The organism is Streptomyces sp. NPDC058371 (assembly GCF_042723265.1).
Taxonomy (GTDB): Bacteria; Actinomycetota; Actinomycetes; order Streptomycetales; family Streptomycetaceae; genus Streptomyces.
The window spans coordinates 72,220-91,878 of sequence record NZ_JBHXJC010000010.1 but is presented as its reverse complement, the minus strand read 5'-3'; the positions used below and the strand labels follow the sequence as shown (position 1 = coordinate 91,878).

General features: G+C 69.1%; 16 protein-coding genes and 1 tRNA gene. 1 reads left to right on the top strand and 16 read right to left on the bottom strand.

Features of this window, described 5'->3' with window-relative positions; genetic code table 11:
- Positions 1-3: 3 nt before the first annotated feature.
- The 15 genes from ACFWM2_RS26590 to ACFWM2_RS26520 form a co-directional block, all read right to left on the bottom strand.
- Positions 4-1,659, bottom strand: coding sequence for an alpha-keto acid decarboxylase family protein (locus ACFWM2_RS26590; RefSeq protein WP_383284817.1), 1,656 nt, complete (start codon positions 1,657-1,659; stop codon positions 4-6).
- Positions 1,660-1,677: 18 nt separating this feature from the next.
- Positions 1,678-2,469 carry an MBL fold metallo-hydrolase gene (locus ACFWM2_RS26585; RefSeq protein WP_383284814.1) on the bottom strand — a complete coding sequence of 264 codons (792 nt, stop codon included), beginning with the start codon at positions 2,467-2,469 and terminating at the stop codon, positions 1,678-1,680.
- 32 nt (positions 2,470-2,501) lie between these two features.
- The gene (locus ACFWM2_RS26580) at positions 2,502-3,518 is read right to left on the bottom strand and encodes a sugar phosphate isomerase/epimerase family protein (RefSeq protein ID WP_383284811.1); all 1,017 of its coding nucleotides are present in this window, start codon (positions 3,516-3,518) and stop codon (positions 2,502-2,504) included.
- 2 nt (positions 3,519-3,520) lie between these two features.
- On the bottom strand, positions 3,521-4,435 hold the full coding sequence (gene iolE / locus ACFWM2_RS26575) for a myo-inosose-2 dehydratase (protein ID WP_383284808.1): 915 nt from the start codon (positions 4,433-4,435) through the stop codon (positions 3,521-3,523).
- Positions 4,432-4,965 (bottom strand): hypothetical protein, encoded by a 534-nt coding sequence (locus tag ACFWM2_RS26570; RefSeq protein ID WP_383284805.1) that lies wholly within the window; start codon positions 4,963-4,965, stop codon positions 4,432-4,434. The genes iolE and ACFWM2_RS26570 overlap by 4 nt, the downstream gene beginning before the upstream one ends.
- The gene (locus tag ACFWM2_RS26565; protein ID WP_383284802.1) at positions 4,962-6,020 is read right to left on the bottom strand and encodes a ferritin-like protein; all 1,059 of its coding nucleotides are present in this window, start codon (positions 6,018-6,020) and stop codon (positions 4,962-4,964) included. The genes ACFWM2_RS26570 and ACFWM2_RS26565 overlap by 4 nt, the downstream gene beginning before the upstream one ends.
- Positions 6,017-7,930: a GMC family oxidoreductase gene (locus ACFWM2_RS26560; RefSeq protein WP_383284799.1), complete on the bottom strand. Its 1,914-nt coding sequence runs from the start codon at positions 7,928-7,930 to the stop codon at positions 6,017-6,019. Before ACFWM2_RS26560 ends, ACFWM2_RS26565 begins: the two co-directional genes overlap by 4 nt.
- A gap of 75 nt (positions 7,931-8,005) precedes the next feature.
- Positions 8,006-9,304: a glycoside hydrolase family 15 protein gene (locus ACFWM2_RS26555; protein ID WP_383284795.1), complete on the bottom strand. Its 1,299-nt coding sequence runs from the start codon at positions 9,302-9,304 to the stop codon at positions 8,006-8,008.
- A gap of 1,209 nt (positions 9,305-10,513) precedes the next feature.
- Positions 10,514-10,590: transfer RNA gene (locus ACFWM2_RS26550), tRNA-Lys, on the bottom strand.
- The gene (locus ACFWM2_RS26545) at positions 10,581-11,267 is read right to left on the bottom strand and encodes a bifunctional DNA primase/polymerase (RefSeq protein WP_383284792.1); all 687 of its coding nucleotides are present in this window, start codon (positions 11,265-11,267) and stop codon (positions 10,581-10,583) included. Before ACFWM2_RS26545 ends, ACFWM2_RS26550 begins: the two co-directional genes overlap by 10 nt.
- A 174-nt stretch (positions 11,268-11,441) precedes the next feature.
- The gene (locus tag ACFWM2_RS26540; RefSeq protein WP_383284789.1) at positions 11,442-11,825 is read right to left on the bottom strand and encodes a hypothetical protein; all 384 of its coding nucleotides are present in this window, start codon (positions 11,823-11,825) and stop codon (positions 11,442-11,444) included.
- Positions 11,826-12,073: 248 nt separating this feature from the next.
- The gene (locus tag ACFWM2_RS26535) at positions 12,074-13,420 is read right to left on the bottom strand and encodes an AAA domain-containing protein (RefSeq protein ID WP_383284786.1); all 1,347 of its coding nucleotides are present in this window, start codon (positions 13,418-13,420) and stop codon (positions 12,074-12,076) included.
- Complete coding sequence (locus ACFWM2_RS26530) at positions 13,417-15,030, bottom strand: hypothetical protein (RefSeq protein ID WP_383284783.1); 1,614 nt, start codon at positions 15,028-15,030, stop codon at positions 13,417-13,419. Before ACFWM2_RS26530 ends, ACFWM2_RS26535 begins: the two co-directional genes overlap by 4 nt.
- Entirely contained in the window at positions 15,021-16,199 is a 1,179-nt protein-coding gene (locus tag ACFWM2_RS26525; protein WP_383285350.1) for a hypothetical protein, read from the bottom strand. Before ACFWM2_RS26525 ends, ACFWM2_RS26530 begins: the two co-directional genes overlap by 10 nt.
- Positions 16,150-17,109, bottom strand: coding sequence for a phosphatase PAP2 family protein (locus tag ACFWM2_RS26520; RefSeq protein WP_383284780.1), 960 nt, complete (start codon positions 17,107-17,109; stop codon positions 16,150-16,152). Before ACFWM2_RS26520 ends, ACFWM2_RS26525 begins: the two co-directional genes overlap by 50 nt.
- 191 nt (positions 17,110-17,300) lie before the next feature.
- Here ACFWM2_RS26520 and ACFWM2_RS26515 point away from each other — a divergent pair, with 191 nt between their 5' ends.
- Positions 17,301-17,903 (top strand): histidine phosphatase family protein, encoded by a 603-nt coding sequence (locus ACFWM2_RS26515; protein ID WP_383284777.1) that lies wholly within the window; start codon positions 17,301-17,303, stop codon positions 17,901-17,903.
- A gap of 22 nt (positions 17,904-17,925) precedes the next feature.
- Here the strand turns inward: ACFWM2_RS26515 and ACFWM2_RS26510 are convergent, their stop codons facing one another.
- On the bottom strand, positions 17,926-19,392 hold the full coding sequence (locus tag ACFWM2_RS26510; protein WP_383284774.1) for a hypothetical protein: 1,467 nt from the start codon (positions 19,390-19,392) through the stop codon (positions 17,926-17,928).
- Positions 19,393-19,659: the final 267 nt, after the last annotated feature.

Here is a 19,659-nt window from a genome sequence, read left to right as displayed (position 1 = left end):
CTACTACTGGGTCTTCCACTTGGCGTTGTCGGGGATCGATTTGTCGGGCACTCGGACCTGGATGATGGATGGACTGCTCGAGTTCTTCAGAGCACCCGCCATGGCATCCCTCAGCTCTCGGTACGTGCCGACTTCCCATCCCTGGCAACCGAACACCTCTGACAGCACGCTGTAATTCCATCGGTGCAGGACGCACGGCTTGTAGAACGCCTTGTCGGAATGGAAAACCGATGAATCGGCGAGCCACTGTTCCACGGCATAGACGCCGTTGTCAATGACGAAGACGATCGGGTTGAGCTTGAAGCGCGTCTGCGTCGAGAGGCATTGGGCGGTCATCTGGAAGCCGCCGTCACCGGTGAAGACCATCACCCTCTGGTCCGGCCTCTTTGCCAGGCAGATGCCCGTCGCAGCCGGCGCGCTGTAGCCTATCGACGAGTAGGACGACTGAACGACAAATCCTCCGGGCCCCGGCACATCGAGCAGCAGGCTCCCGAAGTAGTTCATGCTCGCATCACTGCCGACGATGGTGTTCCTGTCGATGTACTGCTGTATGAAGTTGTAGAAACCCTGGTACGTGATCACGTCGGACGCGCCCACGGTCGGTGTGCTACGAGTGGGCCTCTTCGGCAGTTGCCGCACTTTGGGCGTGATCTTTTCGGCCAGTAGGCCGTCTATCAGGTGTTCCAGGGCGACCTGTCCGCCGAAATAGGTTCCGAACTTGACCGCGTCGAAGGACGCGAATGCGGTCTTGTCGTAGTCCGGGTTCCAGCCCAACGAGTTGATGTCTGTCAGCCATACGCCGAGGGCCAGTACAAAGTCGGACGTCGCCGCCAGATCGGCCACGGCCGGTGATGATGCCTGGCCGTCGAGCACGCCGACAAACAGCTCGTCGTCTTCGGAGAGGACGGCCTTACTGAGGAGTTCCGTGACGAAGGGGACGTTCAGTTGCTGCAGCAGACTCGTGGTCTTGTCCTGAAGGCCGAGCCGGTCGACCTCCACCCCGACCCAGATGAGCGGGTTCTCAGCGCTTTCAAGCCTTGCGCAGATCCGCTCGACCGACTGTTTCAGGCTGGTCTCATCCGAAAAGGTTCTGGCCGGCTTGAGAACGCCCCTCGGTGGCTCGCACTCCAAGTCGACCATGTCCTGGAGAAGCTCAATATAAATCGGCCGCCGTTCGCTTATGCACTGGGTCAGTGCATAATCTATGAGCGCCGGTGCAAGGTCCGGCTTGTCGATTCGTATCGCGGCAACCGTTATGTGCTCGAACGACTGCATATCCGTTTCGCGCCCGCTGATCAAGTGATGCGCGCTGAAACCGGTCTGCTCGAAGGTGATGGTTTTCTGTATGCTCGGTGTGCCGTTGATGAGCACGAGCGGAACCTTCTCGACGTACGCGCCGGCGACAGCGTTCACGGCACACAACGCGCCCGCTGAGTAGGTGACACAGAGGGCCCCGATGCCCTTCAGCCGCGCATATCCGTCCGCCGCGTAGCCGGCATTTACCTCGTTGACTTCCTCGATGATTTGAATGCTGCTCGGCGTGACGTACCGGTTCAACCAGTCTATCGAATAGTCGCCCGCGATGGAAAACAGATGCTCCAACCCCAGCTGACGGAGCCGGTCTACCAGGTACTGTCCTACCGTGCAGCCCTCATTCATGGCTGGAGACCTCCGTGGTCAGTAGTCGCTCGCACCGCCGAACAGCCGGGGCATGTATATGTCGAATATCCCCTGGCATTGGCGTTCCGGATACCGTTGAAGCATGAAGTTCTTGAAGGCGTCGCCCGTCAGCCCGTCGCCGATTGCCTGCCGTGCGGCCGAAAGGTACTCGATATTGCGAGCGACCTCATTTTTGTCCGCCGGCAACCCGTGGCCCGGCATGAACAACTCGTAGTCCGAGGTCAGCATCTCCTGCAGAACCCGAGTCCAGTGGCCCATGTGTTTCGTCAGGTACAGGTGGGTGCCGCTGTAGATCAGGTCCTGAGCGAAATACACTCCTAGCTCGGGAAGCTTGATGGTGAGATCGTAATCGATTTCGGTGTCCACTACTCGGTCGAATACGTACCTGACCCCGTCGATCGTCTCTTCGCCGGGGCCGACGACTTGTTTGGGGACTACTATGTGGTCCGGGGCGAGGTCACCGAGTTTCCAGTGGTCATTTATCGATTCCTCCCCATGGTCCTGGATGAAGTTCATCGTTTCCGACAACGCGTAGACGGGGATGTCGCTGAACGCGGTTCCCAGGCCGAACCAGTGGTCCGGATGCCGGTGCGAGAGGTACAGCCTTTCGATCGGCTTGCCGAGGCTGTCTGCGTAGTTCCTGAATGCCCTTGCATAAGGAGCGAGGAACTGTCCGTCCACGAGAACCAGCTGGTTCCTGGTTTCGATGACATGGGTGGCGTTCGCGATATTGCCGTACATGAAGGAGGAGACGAAGGTGTGAATGCGGACATCGCCTGTCTGCTTCACGACCATGATGATGGGATCCGACACCTGAGCTATCATTCGGAGCCTTTCCGGGATGATGTGGTGTGCGATCGCAGTTCCTCCAACGCGGCCCGCGCGACGTCGTAAGCGCTGTCGCCGCCCGGTACGGGGTCGTCCTCGCCCGGCCGCCAGAAGCGCCGGCGTGCCATTCGCATGGAGCTGTCGAACGGCGGGATGGCGTTGAACACCTCGATCAGGTACGGCCCGTCATACACCGGCTCGATCTCGTTCAGGACGATGTCCCACGGGATCCAGCTGTCTTTCACCGCACCCCGGTCGGGTGCGGATATGTGGACGTAGTGGAGCCGATTCTGCTGTGCGGCCCGCGCGACATTCTTCTTGAAGATCGACGGACCCTGGCTCTCCATCACTACTTGCGCGGTGTCGATCGTCACGCCACCCTGCGTGTGCTCAAGGCTTTCGAGGAAATCCAGTGCCTCCGAGACCATGTTGGGTGGGGGTGTCTCCCAGCTCTTGACGGGCTCGATGGCGAGCTTCACCTCGCGCGCCGCGGCGTACTCCGACAGGTCCTCGAAGACGGAACGCGCCGCGTGATAGCGCGACTTCATCCAGTCCTGGAGGGCGTCGCTCCATATCGGCTCATTGGCGTCCGTGACCGGAAAGACGCCGTAGGGGTAGAGGAACGGCCCTGACATGATCGAGTCGCCGCCCAGGACGCGTGTGATGTCGACGCGTGACTTGAGGTAGGACAGGGCCTGCCTGCGCTGCTCCTCGTATGGTGAAGTCAGGTCGAAGGTCCGCGTGGTGCCGACGTTGGTGGTGAACTTCGCCTCGCGCAGGCCTGCCTGGTCGAAGGCCTTCTTGAGGCCGATGTAGCTGTCGACCTCGAGCTTGTGATCGACGGTCGTGGGCTGGGAGGCGATATGCACGTCGAAGCCGTCATAGCCCATGTCGGTAAGGGCCTTGAGGTGTTTGATCAGGGTCTGCGCATAGCCTGAGTCGTGCGGCCTCAAGTCGGCCGTGAACATGAAGAAGCTGAAGAAGACGTCTCGTTCGGATGTCGCGTTCATCGTCACCAGCCCAGGACGTCGGTGAGGTAGGCGCGGGCCTTCTTCGCGTACTCGAGCGGGATGGCCTTGTTGGGATCCTGCTCGGCTTCCACGACCAGCCACCCCTGGTAATCGGCGTCGGCCAGCACCTCCAGGATGGGACGGAAGTCGATCGAGCCGTCTCCGGGCACGGTGAAGACGCCGAGTTCGACGCCCTCCTGGAACGAGAGGCCTTCTTCACGTACCCGGCTGACGACCTCGGGCCGGATGCTCTTCATATGGACGTGCCCGATGCGGTCGGCGTAAGCCCGGGCCAGGTCCAGCGGATCGTCGCCGGCAAAGGCGATGTGGGCGGTGTCGAGCAGGAGGTGGACCAGGGCCGGATCGGTCGAAGCCATCAGCCGGTCGATGTCGGCCCGGGTCATGACGCCGGTACCCATGTGGTGGTGATAGCTGAGCTTCATCCCGGCCGAGCCCGCGATCTTGCCGAGCTCGTCCAAGCCGGACGTCAAGGCGTCCCACTGGGCGTCGGTGAAGACCGGGCGGTTGGCGAACACGTCGACGGGGAGCAGGTGCGACGAGGCTCCGAACTCGGCCACGACCAGCTCGGTCCCGCCCAGCTCCTGGACATGGGCCAGGGTCTCCTCGAAGGCGGCGATCGTCTTCTGCCGCATCTTGCCGATCGTGAAGTATGTGCTCGTCCAGGGCTCGGACACCTGGAGGCCGCGGAGGTCGAGGGCGGCCTTGAGCACGGCAGCGTCCGAAGGGTACTTGTGCCCGATGCTGCAACCCTGGAAGCCGGCGAGTGCCATCTCGCTCACGGCCTGGCCGAAGGAGATGCCGGCGTCGATGGCGGGGAAGTCGTCGTTCCACCAGAGGGTGCAGCAGACGCCGAGCTTCACCTTGTCCGGGCCCAGGCGGTCAGCCAAGTCGGTCATTTCGTCGCCCCTTTGAGGTAGCGCTCGTCGATGCGGGGTGGCTGTGCCCAGGAGCCGTAGCCGGGTGCCTTGGCACCTGGAGGATTGGCCCCGATGGCCCGCCACAGCAGCCCCTCCTGGTAGGAGGCGGCGGTGACCGTGCAGGTCTCGGCGGCCGTACGGGCCCCGTAGCAGTCGGTCCACTCGGGTGGCAGCGCGTACCACGTCCCGGCGTACCAGAGCTTGATCACATTGCGGGCCACCGGGCCGAGGCGGTCGTCGCTGAAGATCCGGTGGCGCAGGGCCCGGTCGAGCACATCCCGGTCGAGCACGGTCCGGTGACGACTCGAGGCATCACCGGCATCACCGGCGGCGTCGGCCCGGGCTGCCCGGTGGGCGTCCAGGAGGGCGGTGACGACCTCGTCGCCGCAGGCCGCCCGCACCTTGGCCAGATACTGGCGGGCCAGACCCGTGCCGAGCAGGTCGGTCTCCTCGAAGGCGGTGAGGTCGACCGACAGGGAGAGGAAACCCTTGAACGACTTGGTGGTCACGGCGTCACCGCCGGGATCTCGAAGGTAGGGGCGGCGTGCAGGCCGTCGCTGCCCGGCAGCGGGTTGCGTACCAGCCGGTTGAACCCGTCGCGCAGCCGGAACATGTCGCAGACGGCATCCTGCAAGAGGCATGGCTGCCCGGTGAACGCCTTGGTGAGCAGGGCGAGGAAGGCCGCGTAGTCGGCGTTGAACTTCCGGGCGACCCCGGCGAGCTCCGATCCCTCCGGGTAGTCGGCCAGCCGGGCACTCACCTTCACCTTGTGCACATCGTCCCAGGAGATGCCGAGCGGCGGCCCCGAAGGCGAGTCGGGGGCGTCGCCCACCTGGTAGTAGCGGCCGAGTTGCAGCTGCCGGAACCGGTAGTAGTGGGACAGCTCCCCGTCCCCGTCGTAGATGCCGGAGTCAAGGCCCTCGCCCTGATCGGCGATGAAGCGCAGCGCCCGGCAGGCCGAGTCCAGGTCGGAGACGACGACGACGTCCCCGCCGCCGGAGTAGAAGTACTCGGACCCCACCTGAAGGTCCGGGCTCCCGCGGAAGAGTCCGGGGTCGACGGCAGCCACCTTCTCGAGTCCTTCGACGATCTCCGCGTAGAACTCGCCGATGCTGTAGAAGCGCATCCCCTCGGTCGTGGGGCTGGAGACCAGGAGATCGGTCCCGCCGTCCGGGGTCTTCACCAGCCGCGAGCCGGCACTCGGGGCCTCGCCCGGCCGCTCGATCTTGCAGAACGTCTCCACCGCCTCGGGGGAGAAGGGCTGCAGGTCGACGGTGAAGTCGTCCTCCCCGTCGGGCAGATAGGCCGGGTAGGACGGCACGAAGCCGGGACGGGTCAGGTCGGGCTTCCCGCCGATGGCGTTCAGGACGTTGGCGACGAGCGTCAGATGGAGCATCTCCTCCACCGCGACCACCCGGATGATGTGGGCGGCGTCGGAGTTGGTCGTGGACCGTATGGAGTAGTACGCGGTCAGGTACGGGGGGATGGTCGCGTGCTCGAGCACCATCGCCGCCTGCAGATAACTGATCAGGTCGTCACGGTTGTTGATGGTCGACTCGGTCACCGGGCCACCTCCTGAGCCTTCCGCTGGGAGATGACTTCGATCGGTGCGGTCTCGGAGTCGAGCTGGGCCAGCATGGCCCGGCTGCTGCGCAGGCACAGGGCGGCGACGGTGAGCGTCACGTTCGACGTGCCCACGGTGGGCATGCTCCCGCCGCCGACCAGATAGAGGTTCTCGTGGTCCCAGCTGCGCTGATCCGGGTCGACCACCGAGGCCGACGGGTCGCGGCCCATCGTGTGGGTGCCGGCGAGGTGATTGCCCCCTCGGATCTCGTACCCCTGGCCGGCGTGGACGGCGTACCCCCAGAAGTTCGGGTCGTACGCGGTGTGGTCCTCGGCCCCGAGGCGGGCGAAGATCCGTTTCGACAGCTGCCGGGCGTACGCCACCCCCCGCATCGTGTAGTCGGGGATGTCGTAGCTGAGGATGGGGCGCATGTTCCCCAGGCGGTCGGTGAAGGCGGGGTCCACGGTGACCCGGTTGCTCGGGTTGGCGGGGACCTCGACCATGAACGCCAGTTGCAGCTGGCGGGACACGCGGTCCACCAGGCCCTGGCGGAGGGACTCGCCGTAGCGGCCGCCGGCGTCGACCATGTCGATCAGGTCGGTCATCGGCGCCCCTCGGGCCCAGCCCCAGCCGTCGTTGTGGATGTCGACGCCGAATGCGGCCTGGTTGCGGCGGAAGCGGCCGCCGCGCAGGTCGGTGATGCCGCCCGTGCAGTTCGTGCCCCGGAAGGTGCCGGCCACCTCGGGCAGCAGGGCCCAAGCCAACAGGTAGGCGTGGTCCATGAAGTTCCGCCCCATCAGGCCGCTCGAACTGCGCAGCCCGGAGGCCAGCATCAGCCGGGGGTTCTCCACCGCGTTGGCGGCCAGGATGAACAGCCGGCCCCGGGCTCGCACGGTGGTGAAGCCGGGGCTGTCGGGCCGGTCGTAGCGGCGGTACTCGATCTCGGTCACCCGGCGGGTCTGCTCGTCGACGTGCACCTTGTAGGCCACCGCCTGGGCCACGAGGTCGACCCGGCCGCTCCGGAGGGCCACGGCGAGGGTCTTGCCGGCGTTGTACTTGGCTTGCACGGGGCAGATGGGCACGCAGTTGTTGTTGCCCTGGCACCGCTCGCCGACCTCGACCTGGTACGTGCTCACCGCTCCTTGCGGTACGTAGCCCTTGCCGCCGTCGTAGGCCGGGTTCGGTATCCCGTTCCGCCCCTGGGGGAACGGCCGCACCCGTAACTCTCGCTGCTCCCCGTCGAGTTCGACCTGCATCCCGTTGAGATCCTTGGCCACCATCCGGTCCAGGTACGACAGCGGGAGCCCCCTCATGGGGAACACGTAGTCCTCGTCGAAAGTCATCCCGAGGTAGGCCTGGTCCTCGACGTCGGCGGAGACACCGATCTCGCGTTCGGCCTCGTTGTAGTACGGGGCGAGGTCCTCGTAGGTGAGCGGCCAGTCGGCTCCCTCGCCGTAGAGCGTGCGCATCCGGAAGTCCTCGGGCAGCATCCGCAGCGTCTTGCCCTCCCAGTGCATGGTGGTGCCGCCGAGAACCCTCGTATAGGTGGTGTCGGTGGCGAAGGGCCCGCTCTGGACGATGTAGGCCGAGGCGTCGGGCGCACCAGGGGAGATGCGTCGTGCGTCGGTGCCGCGGGGCATCGGGGCGTTGGCGACGACCGGGTAGGGGGCCTGGTTGTCCTTGCCGGTCGCCGAGTAGAAGCGGTCGAGATAGCTCTCGTAGCCCCTCAGGGTGAGGTCTTCGGCCGGGCCCGCTTCGAGTATCAGTACGCGCCTGCCGGCGTCGCTCAGCCGCGAGGCGATGAGGGCGCCGGCAATCCCGCCGCCGACGATGACGGCGTCGTAGAGAACCTCGGCCGCCGCCGCGGGGTCGGTGCTGTTCGCCGCCCCGCCGGGGAACTTCTCGTACATGGGGCGGTCACCCCTCCTTTGCCAGGTGCGGCCGGGACCGGCGCAGTGGCCGGGATGCGAGTCGGTCGGCCACGGTCACACGGCCTCGGCCCGGGCTCGCATGGCGGACAGGTAGGCGGCGTAGCTCCACGTCAGGTTGTGGACACTGCGCTCGAAGCCGGTGGCGCCGTCGAACTGCTCGGAGAGCTCCAGGTGGTCACTGTGGTAGACGACGGACCGCACCATGGCGTCACCGGTCGCCGCCAAGGCAGCGGCAGCCGCCGCCGGAGCCGTCGACGCGTCGATGCCGGACTGGGCGAAGAAGGGTGCGGACAGGTCGTCCACGGGAACCTTGCCGCTCGACTTGATCTCGGACGCCAGCTTGTAGTGCAACTCGGCGACGTTGCACGTGGAGAGGGCCCAGGGGTGGCCCCCGAGCACCGGGTGCGCGGTGTCACCGTCGTAGACGTCGCCCGGGTAGCGGCCGAACAGCGGCCCGATACCGAACTGTTCCTTGTCCGCCTTGTTGATCGGGTAGAAGGCGATGCCGCCCTCTTCCCATTGCGAGCGCAGCTGGGCCGCCGTGGCCAGCAGCTTGGTGTCGATGACGGGCACGGCGCCGTAGAGGGCCGACTGGACGATGTCGATGTTCGGGTCGTAATCGCTGACGACGGGATTCTGGGGCGATGGCTGGGACCCGTTACCGGGGTCGGCCAGCATGCTCACGTACTTGTTCCCGTCCCAGTGGTCGGCGAGCGCCTGGCGCAGCCACTTGGCGGCGGGCCGCAGGTCGGTCGGCTTGTCGATGCCGACGATGGTCGAGGCCTGGATCTCCTCGAAGCAACGCAGTTGGGCGGACCGGGCGAAGAAGCTGTACCCGCTGTGCTCCTCCCACAGGTTCGTGGTGGAACGCCGGTAGACGTCGAGGAGGAAGGCCACGTTCGAGTTCACCAGGTCGACGGCCCGCTTCTGGGTGCCGAGATCGAGCTGGTCGTAGGCGGCCAGGATGGTGATCGTCTGCAAGGCGGGACCGTCGTTCTGCTCGGTCCACGGGCGGGCGTCGCCGGCGATGTTGAAGCAGGCGTGCCCCTTGGTCAACGGTGGCTGGGCGTTGGACTGGCAGAGTTCGGCGAACTGCACGTAATCGTTGAGCGTCTGCACCGTCCCGCCCGGGCCGGTGGGCAGGCCGGCCCTGGCCACCTCCATGGCCGTGATGGCCCCGTCGCGCACCCAGTTGAAGACGTAGTCCTCGTCGATGCCGGGGGTTTCCTCCGGGAAGGACGGGGCGGCGATGATGCAACCCGGCTTCGAGTCCCGGGAAATTTCGCCGGGCCACTGTGGATCGCTGAAGGCGAAGCCGTCGCTGGCGATGTTCCGGAACAGGAAGGTAAACATGATCGGCACGAGCGACGGTAGATCGGTCGCTCCCGGAGCAAAGGAGGTCTGGACGGTCGCCCGGACTAAAGAAGTACTGGTTGGCCGGTTCGCGCGGATATGCATGTCGGGCGTGGTGGTGTACTCGGACATTGCTGAACTCCGTTATCTTTCGAGTGGATCCCTCGAATTCGGCCGGCGGTCGGCTTCCTGATCACGCGGGATCGAAAGGGCTGGAACTGAGCGCGTCGCTGAGTTGCATTCAGGGGGTGCGTGGGACACCGGCGCGAGCAAGCCGGATGGACAGCACGCAAAGACCACTGCCGCGGCACCAGCTGTGCACGCGAACCACTGAGATTTGCCGAGCGGACCGCGGACCTTTTCGGCCGACTCGGCCGCCAGGGTGCGGCAGGCCTCTCGTGGGCCACGCGTGCGGCCGACCGGGAGGATGCGCGGGCCGGCGGTGCCATACGCCTGCCGGGCGAGGCAGGCAGACCGTGAATCAGGTGCCCGAGTCGATGCAATTCCCGTAATCGCATTAATAGGGAATGCATCCCTCCGTCCCGGTCTGCTCAGAAAGCGTGTGACGCAGAGACTTTCCGGTGACGAGTCCCAATACGGCTTTTCGCTGAACGGCATGGAGATGTTCTGGGCCGACCTGGGACGTGGCCGATACTTTTACCCGCGATGGCTATGTCGCTTTGACGGTACCCCCACTTTTCTTAACGCAGGCTACAGCCGGTGGCAAGGGGCCGCAATAGTAAATCCGAATGTTGCGTACGGGGTTAGAGTAATCGATTATCGGTTACTGAAGTCTCGATCTTTGCCCCGGATCCGGACGCGTCCCGTGCGGCTTCGGCCGGCGAAGTCGATGTTGTTTTGGACGGCTGTTTCGCAGGCGATTGTTGATCGCTGATGGAGGCGGGAACGGCGATGCCGGGTGTGGTGTCTGTGCAGCCCTGCCTGTTGGCGCTCGGGGGGCCGCGCCGGGGTGAGGGCATCGGACTGCGCTGGCCGTGCGTGGAGGTGGACGCGGGCGCGGGCGCGCTCGCCATCGTCCAGCAGGTCGTGCAGGTCGTGCAGGTCGTGCAGGTCGTGCAGGTCGTTCAGGCGGGCTGGAAGACGGCCGTCACCCGGCCCAAGCGACGGCGCCCTCAGCCCCGCGCCGGAATCCGCCCCCGAAAACGACCAAGGGCGTCCTCCCCGAGGGGAGAACGCCCAGATCGCAGATGGTGCGCCGCCAGGGACTCGAACCCCGGACCCGCTGATTAAGAGTCAGCTGCTCTAACCAACTGAGCTAGCGGCGCCTGCTGACGTCGTAGACCTTAGCATCCTGATCGGCGGGAGGAAAAATCGATATCCGCACCGCCGCGGAGGCGGCCGCGCGGGCTGCGCGGACCGTCGCCCAGAGCAGGATTTCGGGCCCGGGGAGCCAGGGGTGCCGGGTGTCGGGGGCGACGAGCCAGCGGGATTCGAGCCGGGCGGCGGGCGCGGGAGCCGGGGCCGTGCTCAGGGCCGGCACGGTGACGGCGTCGCCGGTGCCGTGGCAGAGCAGGGGCGGGATCGCGGCGCGGTGACCGGCGCCTTCCTCGGCGCTGGAGTCGCTTCGGGAGCCCCATTCCTCCCAGTCCAGCAGTGACGGCAACCGCTGGGCCGTACCGGGGGCGGCGAAGAGGAGCATGCGGCCGCGGTAGGTCGCCACCGGGCCGGAGCCCGGCCCCTCGTCCCAGAGCCGGTCGAGCATCCGTCGCCCGAAGATCGCGGGGGCGTTGACGACGTCGAAGGCGGTGCCGCAGGGCAGCACGACCGGGGCGCCGGGCCGCTCCTGCCAGAGCGCGAGCGTGCTGCGCGGATACGTACCTGCCGAGGCGAGCCAGGCGGCCCCCTCCGCGGTGACGCCCGAGGCATCGAACCGGTCGGAGGAGGGATCGACGGCGCCGTAGCCGTGAAGGGGCGTGCCTGCCGGATTCCGTGGGCTGCTCATGCCACCTACATCTACCGGCGGTGAGCGGTCCGTTTCAAAGAGTTGCGGAAAATCGGGACGAGAGGGTGGGGGGTGGAGTATCTTGCCCACCTGGCATATGACAAACAAACGTGCGAGCGGGCCGTGGGGGCCGTCCGCCGGGACCCGGCCCGCCCCCGTCGGCCCGCCGCGGACTCACGCGTGGTCGCTGATCCCATGTCCATGGCTGTGGCCGTTGCCCTCAGCGCCCCGGAGCAGGTCGCGGCCGAACTCGACCATCTTCTTGGCGTAGTCCTCGGTCCACTCCGCGCGCTCGGCGATCGCGGCGGGAGTCAGCCGGTCGAAGCGGCGCGGGTCGGCGAGCTGGGCGGCGGCGATGGCCTGGAACTCGACCGCACGGTCGGCCGCCGCGCGGAACGCATGGGTCAGCTCCGTGGCCCGGGCCAGCAGCGCGCGCGGGTCGTCTATCGACTCCAGGTCGAAGAAGTGCTCCGGGTCGCCGGCCGCCTCGGCCGGCTCGAAGAGCAGGGGCGCGGGGCGTAGCCGCGGTTCGTTCCGACGCGGCGTGGGCTCCGCCATGTCTTCTCCTCCTCGTACGGTTCCGGTGGCGCGTCCTACTGGATGGGCCACCGTCCATTGTCTCCCGAGCGCGCAAGTGGGCCCCCGGGACGGGGCGTGCGCCGTCCCCGGTGCGCCGTGTCGGTGGATCACCTGGGACGCGGCCCACCGGCCGGGTGCACGGCGACGCGGCCGTCCGGGCCCGAGCATCGCGGCCCGAGCTCCGGTCAGGCTGCTCACGAGCTCACGCGCCCGCGGCTCACCCGGATTCAAGGACGCCAGGTCACCCGGTGTTCCGCCAGCTGCGCTAGCACCGCATGGTTCGCCTCCCAGCCGTCAGGAAACTTGACCGTGACGCCCAGCTGGACCGGCTCCGTCGAGGGGTGGTCGTCCAGCAGGTCGGCGACCCCCGCCCGGCACACCACGATGCAGGCGTGCCGGTGCCGGGAGGTGAGCACGCACAGCCGGCCCGTCTCCAGGTGGAACGCCGTCGCGTCGGGACGCCCGGAGAGCGGATGCAGCACCACCGTCACGTCGTACTCACGGCCCTGGAGCCGGTTCGCCGTGTCGACGGTGACGTCCGCGACGCCGAGGTCCGACAGGGCGGCGCGCACGGCGGCGGCCTGGTCGCGGTGGGCTGTGCCGACGGCGATCCGGTCGGCCGTCAGCGGGGCCGGATCGGGGGAGCGCTCCGAGGTGGCGGCCCCGCCCCGGTCCAGCAGACGGCGGACGACCTGGGCCACCGCACGGACCGCCTCCGGATCCGTGCGCGGTGTGTGCCGGGCGGGCAGCTCCAGCAGACCCCAACCCGCCTCCGCCGCCTCGTCGATCACCCGGTCCGGGCCCGAACCGTCCGACGGGACGGCGAAGCCGAGCCGCCGGTCACCGTGGTCCGTGCCGCTGCGGAAGGGCGTGTACGGGTAGAACGCGGCGGAGACCAGCGGCGCGGCGGAGGCCGGCAGCCGCCAGGACACCGGCAGCCGGTGCTGCGGCAGCTCGGGGTTGTGCGCGAGGAGCGTCGTCACGGCCGAGGCCGACGGGTCGTACGACAGCCCCGCCCACTGCTCCGAACCCACGATCGCGAACGGGTCCAGCTGCCCCGGGTCACCCACGAACAGCGCCCGCTCGAACAGCCCTGCCACGGCGAGCAGCGCGTCCGAGCGCATCTGGTACGCCTCGTCGACGATCGCGTGCCCCCACGGCTCGACGTCCTTCACATGGGCCCACTTGGCGGCCGTGGAGATGACGACCGACAGGCCCGCGAGATCGGCCGCCTTCGTGGACTTGCGGACGTTCGCCAAGTCGTCGAGCGCCTTGTCGTACGGATCGGGATCGCTGCTGTGCAGCCGGCCGACGGGCAGCTCGGCGTCCTTATCGGCGAGCCGCAGGACCAGGTCGTCGACCTGGGCGTTCGTCTGCGCGATGACCATCAACGGGCGGCCGGCCGCGGCCAGTTCGCGTGCCGCCCGGACGACGAGCGTGGACTTGCCGGCGCCGGGCGGGGAGTCCACGACGATCCCGCGGTGGGTGCCGTGCAGTGTGTCGCGCAGGATCGCGTCGGTGGCGCGCGTGGCCGCCGCCCCGGGGTCGAGGGGGGCGGTGGAAAGGCCGGTCACAGGACGTCCTCCGCGGTCACCGGGTCGGGGGCGGGCGCGGTCCCGGCCTCACCGGGCGGCCCGCCGTGGGTCCAGGGCGTCTGCTCCGGATCGGGCAACTTGGCACCGCCGCGCTGCTCGTGCTCGAAGAGCGTGAAGCAGACGAGGTTCCCCTTCTCCGGCACCGAGCCCGGTTCGGGCTCCTTGCCGCGCCCCATCTTGTCGACGATCCGCAGCACGAGGAGACCGGGGGCGTCCTCGTGCTCCCGGGGCTCCGCGTATCCGACGAACTCGGCGGCCTGCGGCTTCCCGCCCAGCGAGCGGTAGACCTTCGTACGCTCCCCGAGATGCGGCCGGTCGTCCGTGCGGACGGTCACCAGTGGACGGGGACTGGGCCGCTTCCCCTCGCTGTACGCCATGACGGCATCCGTCACCTCGCCCGCGAACGCCTCGCCGTTGAGCCGCCGTCCGGCCATGACGAGCGGGTCGTCCAGGGCTTCCTGGGCCTCCAGCCGGGCCTGTTCGCGCTCGCGGGTGGCCAGCTTGTTCGCCGCGGTGACCGCGTCGTCGCGGCGGGGCTGCGGGGGCTCGCCCGCGACGATCCGGTCGCGGTGGCCGGTGAACGACCAGCGGTCGCGGGTCCACCGGTCGGTGACGTGCGCTCCCTGGGGCAGCGCCCGCAGCAGGTCGAGCCCGCGCCACACGGCGTCCCAGGTGGGCCGGGTGCGGCTCTCGACGAGGGCGTGGATCTCCCGCTCGGCGGCGGTGAGTTCGCCGAGCCGGTCATCGGCCTCCAGGCCGTCCTGGGCCGCCGCCAGCGCCGTACGCGCGCGGTCGTAGCGCTCGATGGCCGGGGCCAGCAGCTTGTTGTCGAAGGCGGGATCGGTGGCGGGGCCGGCCGGCGGGCAGACGAGTTGTCCCCGGGAGTCCCGCTGCAGTTCCGCGCGCAGGGCGGCCGCCGCGCCCGGCTCGCCGGCCGCCGGGTCGATCCAGGCGAGCAGCGCTCCCAGGTGCTGGTCCTCCAGGCTGCTCTGCCCGGTGGCCCAGTGCCGGGACAGCACGTCGGACAGGGCGAGCAGCAGGGAGGAGCCGGGCACCCGGGCCCGCTCTCCGTAGTGCGTCAGCCACCGTCCGAGCAACGGCACGCGGGGCGGCGCAGGATGGGGCGCCTCGGGTTCCTGCTCGGCGGTGCGCCTGAAACGCATGGAGCGCCCCAGCAGTCGTACGAACTCGATGCCCGCGCGGCTCGGCACGATCAACTGCGGTGCGTTTGCGCACAGTTCGACCTCGACCTTGACACGCTTGCCGGTCTCCGGGTCGGTCTCGGTGCGCTCGGCGGCCTCGACCGCGTCCGCGAACCCGTCGATGTACGGCAGGACGACGTCCGCCAGTTCGGCGAGGAACGCGAACCGCAGGTCACGGTCGCGGGGCTGGGGCACGACGAGCAGCCGGGGCGCGTCCCGCTCGGTCCCGACCAGCGCGCCGAGCGGGGCACCGGCCTCACCGGCGGTGGTCAGCGGCACGAAGACGAGGGGGCGCTCGGAGAGATGGCGGTGGCGCACCGTGGCGGCGGGCTGGGCGCGACCGCTGCTGACGGCTTCGAGACGGGCCAGGGCGGCGATCAGTGACAAGGGGCCACCTCCTGAAGGGTCTCCTGGCCGGCCGTCTCCTGGCCGGCCAAGGGGCCCATGTGCTCCCGCAGCGCCTCGGCGCGCAGTCGGGCCGCTCTGCGCAGGGCCGCCACCGCCGGATCGCGGGGGTCGCCGGCCTCTCCGTGAGCCGCCGCCAGGACCTCGCCGACCGTGGTCAGACCGCCCAGCTCGGCGCGCAGGGAACGCCCCAGCGCCGTCACCGCACCCTCGGCGCAGGACCGGTCGCGGCAGTGGAAGGCCAGCTCGCAGGCGGCCAGGCACTCGGGTGCGTACGTCGCCGGGACGGACTCGACGGCGGCCGTCAGGTCGGCGGCCGGGAGGTCCGGGGCGAAGGAGGTGCCTTCCGGGAGGGCGTCCGCGATGTCCTCGACCCGGGTCAGGCGCGCGAGCTGCCTGCGGGTGACCGAGCGCTGCTTGCGGACGTCCACGGCGGACGCGGTGGGCAGGTTGGAGAAGTCCTTCGGGCACACCAGCAGGACGCGGTGGCGGACCTCGGGCGCGGGGTCGATCCGCGCGGCGACGCGCTCCAGCGCCAGTACGTACACCGCGGACTGGCGGGCGGCCGCGCCCACTTTCGCCGGGTCCGCCGAACCGTCCAGCATCGGGAAGGACTTGATCTCGACGACCGTCCAGCCGCCGTCCGGATGCACGACCACCGCGTCCGGCTCCAGGAAGGCGGGGGAGCCCGCGACGTCCAGGGCGAGCATCGGGTGGTCGAGGAGGGTCCAGACACCGGCCTCGGTGGCCTCGCGCAGCGCAAGCGCCGTACGGGCCGCGCGTCCTTCGGGGCCGACGGCCGTGAGGTCGGGGACGACACCGGCGGCGGGCGGCTCGGCCCCCGGGTCGAGCTTCTCGTGCACCAGCCGCAACAGCTCCGCGCCGCCGTCGGCCTTCACCCGTGCCTCGAACGCGTTGCCCCGCATGAAGGCGAACTGCGACTGGCCGAAGGCGGACGGCGAGCCCAGCCCTTCGGCCAGCTTCGCCTTGTCGACCCCCGCGCCGTCCAGCAGGGCGCGGCGGTCGCATCCCGGGTTCGCGGCGAGGGCGGCGAGGGCGCGGGCGTCGAGCGCCTTGGGCGCTACGGCGGGGCCGCGCAGGTCAGCGAGCCGCTGCCGGAGCGCCGTCGTCCGCGGACGCGGGAGAGGCATCCGGGTCGGCTCGGGGCTCGCGCTGTCGGGGAATTCGCTCACCCGCCGAAGTCTGGCACTCCCCACTGACAATTGAGGAACGTGCGCCCCACGAGGCGAGTGCGACCGGCGCGAAACGGGCCGCGAGCCGCTTCCTCGCGGCGTCCGCGAAACGCAGCACCAGCGGGGTCAGCGCCAGCCCGACACCCATCACGGCGGCGCCCGCGACCGCGTCGAGGAAGTAGTGGTTCGCGGTGCCCATCACGACGATGGTGGTGAACAGCGGATACACGATGCCCGCGACCTTGGCGGCCGGCGTACGGCCGTGACGCCACAGCATGACCCCGCACCACAGGGCCCAGCCGACGTGCAGGCTCGGCATGGCCGCGTACTGGTTCGTCATGCCGCCCATGCCCCGCGGCGCGCTCGCCTGGCCGCCCCACCAGCCGTAGTCGCTGTACTGCGCCATCGTGTCGACGAAGCCGTGGCTCGCGGTCAGCAGCCGGGGCGGGCAGGTGGGCAGCAGCGTGAACCCGATCAGGCCTATGAACGTGGACGTCATCAGCCACGTGCGGGCCACGCGGTAGCGGACCGCGTGGGAGCGGAAGACCCACACCAGGATCGCGGGCGTCACCAGATAGTGCAGCGACGCGTACCAGAAGTCGGCGGGTACGCCGAGCCAGGACTCCCGCGTGAAGAGACGGTTCAGCGGATGCTCGGCGTTCAGGTGCAGGAACTTCTCGACGCGCAGGATCGTCAGACCGTGGTCGACCGCGCTCGACACATCGCCGCGGGCGAGCAGCCGGCCCGCCGAGTACGACGCGTACACCATCACGATCAGCGGGAGCTCGGTCCACCAGCGCAAGCGGATCCGCTGGGCCGTCCGTGACCGCGGGATCGCCTCGATGCCTGGTGTCTCGGTCTGCGGCATCCGATCGCCCTCCCCCATCTACGTGCCGTTGTGCGGCCCGTAGCCCGCCGGTCCACTTTACGGTGTATGTGCGCGCCCCCGAGGAGCGCCCCCGGTCGTCAAAGACGCAGAGATCGCCCGGCGGGTTGCCCCGTGCAAGCGTGCGCGATGATGGAGGGACCCGCCTCTCATTTCCCCGGAAAGGCCTCTTCATGGCACCGCGCATCCTGCTGGCCCGACACGGACAGACGGAATGGTCGCTGGCCGGCAAGCACACCGGCCGGACGGACATCCCGCTTCTGGAGGGCGGCCGACGCGGTGCCAAGCTGCTGGGCGAGCGACTGTACCGCGCGCCGTTCGAGGCGCTGGCCGGTGCCGAGGTGCGCACAAGTCCGCTGGTACGCGCGCGTGAGACGTGCGACCTGGCCGGCTTCGGCGAGCGGGCGAGCACCTGGGACACGCTCATGGAGTGGGACTACGGCGCGTACGAGGGCATGACGCCGGCCGAGATCCAGGGGATCCGGCCCGGCTGGCTCATCTGGCGCGACGGGGTGCCCGGCGGCGAGAGCCTTGAGCAGGTCACCGCGCGCGCGGACGAGGCGGTCGCCTGGGCCCGCGCCGAGGACCGGGACGTCCTGATCTTCGCCCACGGCCACATCCTCCGCGCCATCGGCGCCCGCTGGCTCGGTCTGCCGGTCGACTTCGCCGCCCGCATCCGCCTCAACCCGACCTCCCTGTCGGTGCTCGGCTGGGCCTACGGCGAGCCCGCCATCGAGACGTGGAACGACTGCGGCCACCTGGTCGACCAGGGCTGATCCGGACGCCGTCCCCGGCCCGTCACGCCGTACGGGGCAGGCTCGCGTGGCGGTCGAGAAAAGCCGACACGCCCGAGGCCCTGCGGTGCGGGAGGAGGACCCGGGCCGTGCCCGAGAGCATCGTCTGGATCCGGGAGGACTGGACCTCGTCGAGGAGGTCCAGCACGCGCAGTCCCGCCGCGGCGGCCTCGTCGGGGCGGCCGCCACGGGCGAGGTCGTCGGCGAGTTCGGCGGTGTAGAGGGCGATGTTGCGGGTGAAGTGCGGGTCCTGGAGATGGGCCGCGCGGCGGGCGTGCCGGGCCGCGCGCGGCCAGTCGCCCAGCGTGGACCGGCACTGCGCCTCCAGCCCTTCCAGTTCGGCCTCCCCGTAGAAGCTCATCCACTCCGGATCCGACTCCGACGGGCCCCGCTCGTAGAGGGCCTGGGCCCGGGCCAGGGCCCGCTCGCAGCCGGTGCGGTCGGCGAGCCCGGCCCAGCCGCCCGCCTCCCGCAGGGCGAGCAGGGACATCAGACGGGGGGAGCCCAGGGGGCCGGCCGCGCGCTGGGCCGCCTGCGCCGCCCGTACGGCCTCCCGGGGCCGGCCCGCGTCGCGCGCGAGGAACGCGGTGTTGCAGAAGGCGTGCGCCTCCAGACCCGGGTCCCCGGACATCCGGGCGGTCGCCAGCGCCTCCGCGTAGTGCGAGCGCGCGTCGTCGAACCGGCCCGAGTCGTGCGCCAGCCACCCCACGGAGATGGCCAGTTCACCGGCGCCCGCGTACAGCCGGTCGGCGGTCGTCTGCCGCATCGTGCCCGCGTCGAGCAGCGCGTAGGCCGTGCGCAGCGGGGTGGCGGCGCGCCGGTAGAGACCGTCCGCGCCGTGCCGGTCGTCGAGCAGCCGGATCTTCCGGACGGCCTCCTCGAGGGCGCCCGCCTCCGGCCTGCCGGCCCGGTGGACCGGACGGCCCGCGTCCGTGGCCGCGGCCGGGGAGTCAAACGTGAGCCCGAAGGGGCCCAGTGAAGCGACCGCCACGCTGGCGGTGCCGCCGGTCATGAATGCGCGACGCTGCACGTCGCTCTCCTCGTGGTTCTGATCGTGGTACTCGTGCGTGTCGCACGCGTCTTGCGTGTCATACGGGTCGCACGCCCTCGCCGTCTCATGCGGGGCGCACGGAAGGCTGGTGAGGTGCGCTGAGGGTGCCTCGTCCGATGTACGCGCCCCCCGTCCGCGTACGGACGAGCGAGGCGCGAAGCCGAGATCGACCAGCGTGCGACCGGGGAACATGTGCAGGAACACCCGCTCGTACGCGTAGTTGGGGCAGCGGATCTCGCCTGCCTCCACGCGGCCGATGTAGCGCGCGTCACAGCTGACCCGCTCGCTGATCTCACGCGCCGCCCGTCGCACCGCCGCGGCGAACTCGCCCGGTGAGCGCTGCCCGCGCAGCTGCCGGAAGGCGAGGTTCGGCCGTGGCGGCCGGGGGAACTGGGACGAGGTCACCGTTGACGACGCCATGGCCGGCCCCTCTCATGCGAACCGTCGAACCATGCCGGATTCAAGGTGAGTTGCCCTTTTACTGCACTGTTGGCGCCTTGTTCCCGGCGAGCAAGAACGTACCTGCTGTAACGAGGTCGCCACTCTGGGTTTGGCTACAAACCGGATATCTCATCCACGTTCTGCCATGAACTGCCATCCTTTGCGGCGGAGTTCCGCCGTAGCCGTTGACGTTCTGACGCGTTGAACCCTGTGGACCGGGAGCCGCCCGAACTCCCGACCTACTCG

Bases quoted from the DNA above. Each gene is read 5' to 3' on its own strand.
- ACFWM2_RS26590 (WP_383284817.1), bottom strand. From the start codon at position 1,659: ATGAATGAGGGCTGCACGGTAGGACAGTACCTGGTAGACCGGCTCCGT.
- ACFWM2_RS26515 (WP_383284777.1), top strand. From the start codon at position 17,301: ATGGCACCGCGCATCCTGCTGGCCCGACACGGACAGACGGAATGGTCG.
- ACFWM2_RS26555 (WP_383284795.1), bottom strand. From the start codon at position 9,304: ATGTTTACCTTCCTGTTCCGGAACATCGCCAGCGACGGCTTCGCCTTC.
- ACFWM2_RS26520 (WP_383284780.1), bottom strand. From the start codon at position 17,109: ATGCCGCAGACCGAGACACCAGGCATCGAGGCGATCCCGCGGTCACGG.
- ACFWM2_RS26510 (WP_383284774.1), bottom strand. From the start codon at position 19,392: ATGGCGTCGTCAACGGTGACCTCGTCCCAGTTCCCCCGGCCGCCACGG.
- ACFWM2_RS26560 (WP_383284799.1), bottom strand. From the start codon at position 7,930: ATGTACGAGAAGTTCCCCGGCGGGGCGGCGAACAGCACCGACCCCGCG.
- ACFWM2_RS26545 (WP_383284792.1), bottom strand. From the start codon at position 11,267: ATGAGCAGCCCACGGAATCCGGCAGGCACGCCCCTTCACGGCTACGGC.
- ACFWM2_RS26540 (WP_383284789.1), bottom strand. From the start codon at position 11,825: ATGGCGGAGCCCACGCCGCGTCGGAACGAACCGCGGCTACGCCCCGCG.
- ACFWM2_RS26525 (WP_383285350.1), bottom strand. From the start codon at position 16,199: ATGCCTCTCCCGCGTCCGCGGACGACGGCGCTCCGGCAGCGGCTCGCT.
- ACFWM2_RS26580 (WP_383284811.1), bottom strand. From the start codon at position 3,518: ATGAACGCGACATCCGAACGAGACGTCTTCTTCAGCTTCTTCATGTTC.
- iolE (WP_383284808.1), bottom strand. From the start codon at position 4,435: ATGACCGACTTGGCTGACCGCCTGGGCCCGGACAAGGTGAAGCTCGGC.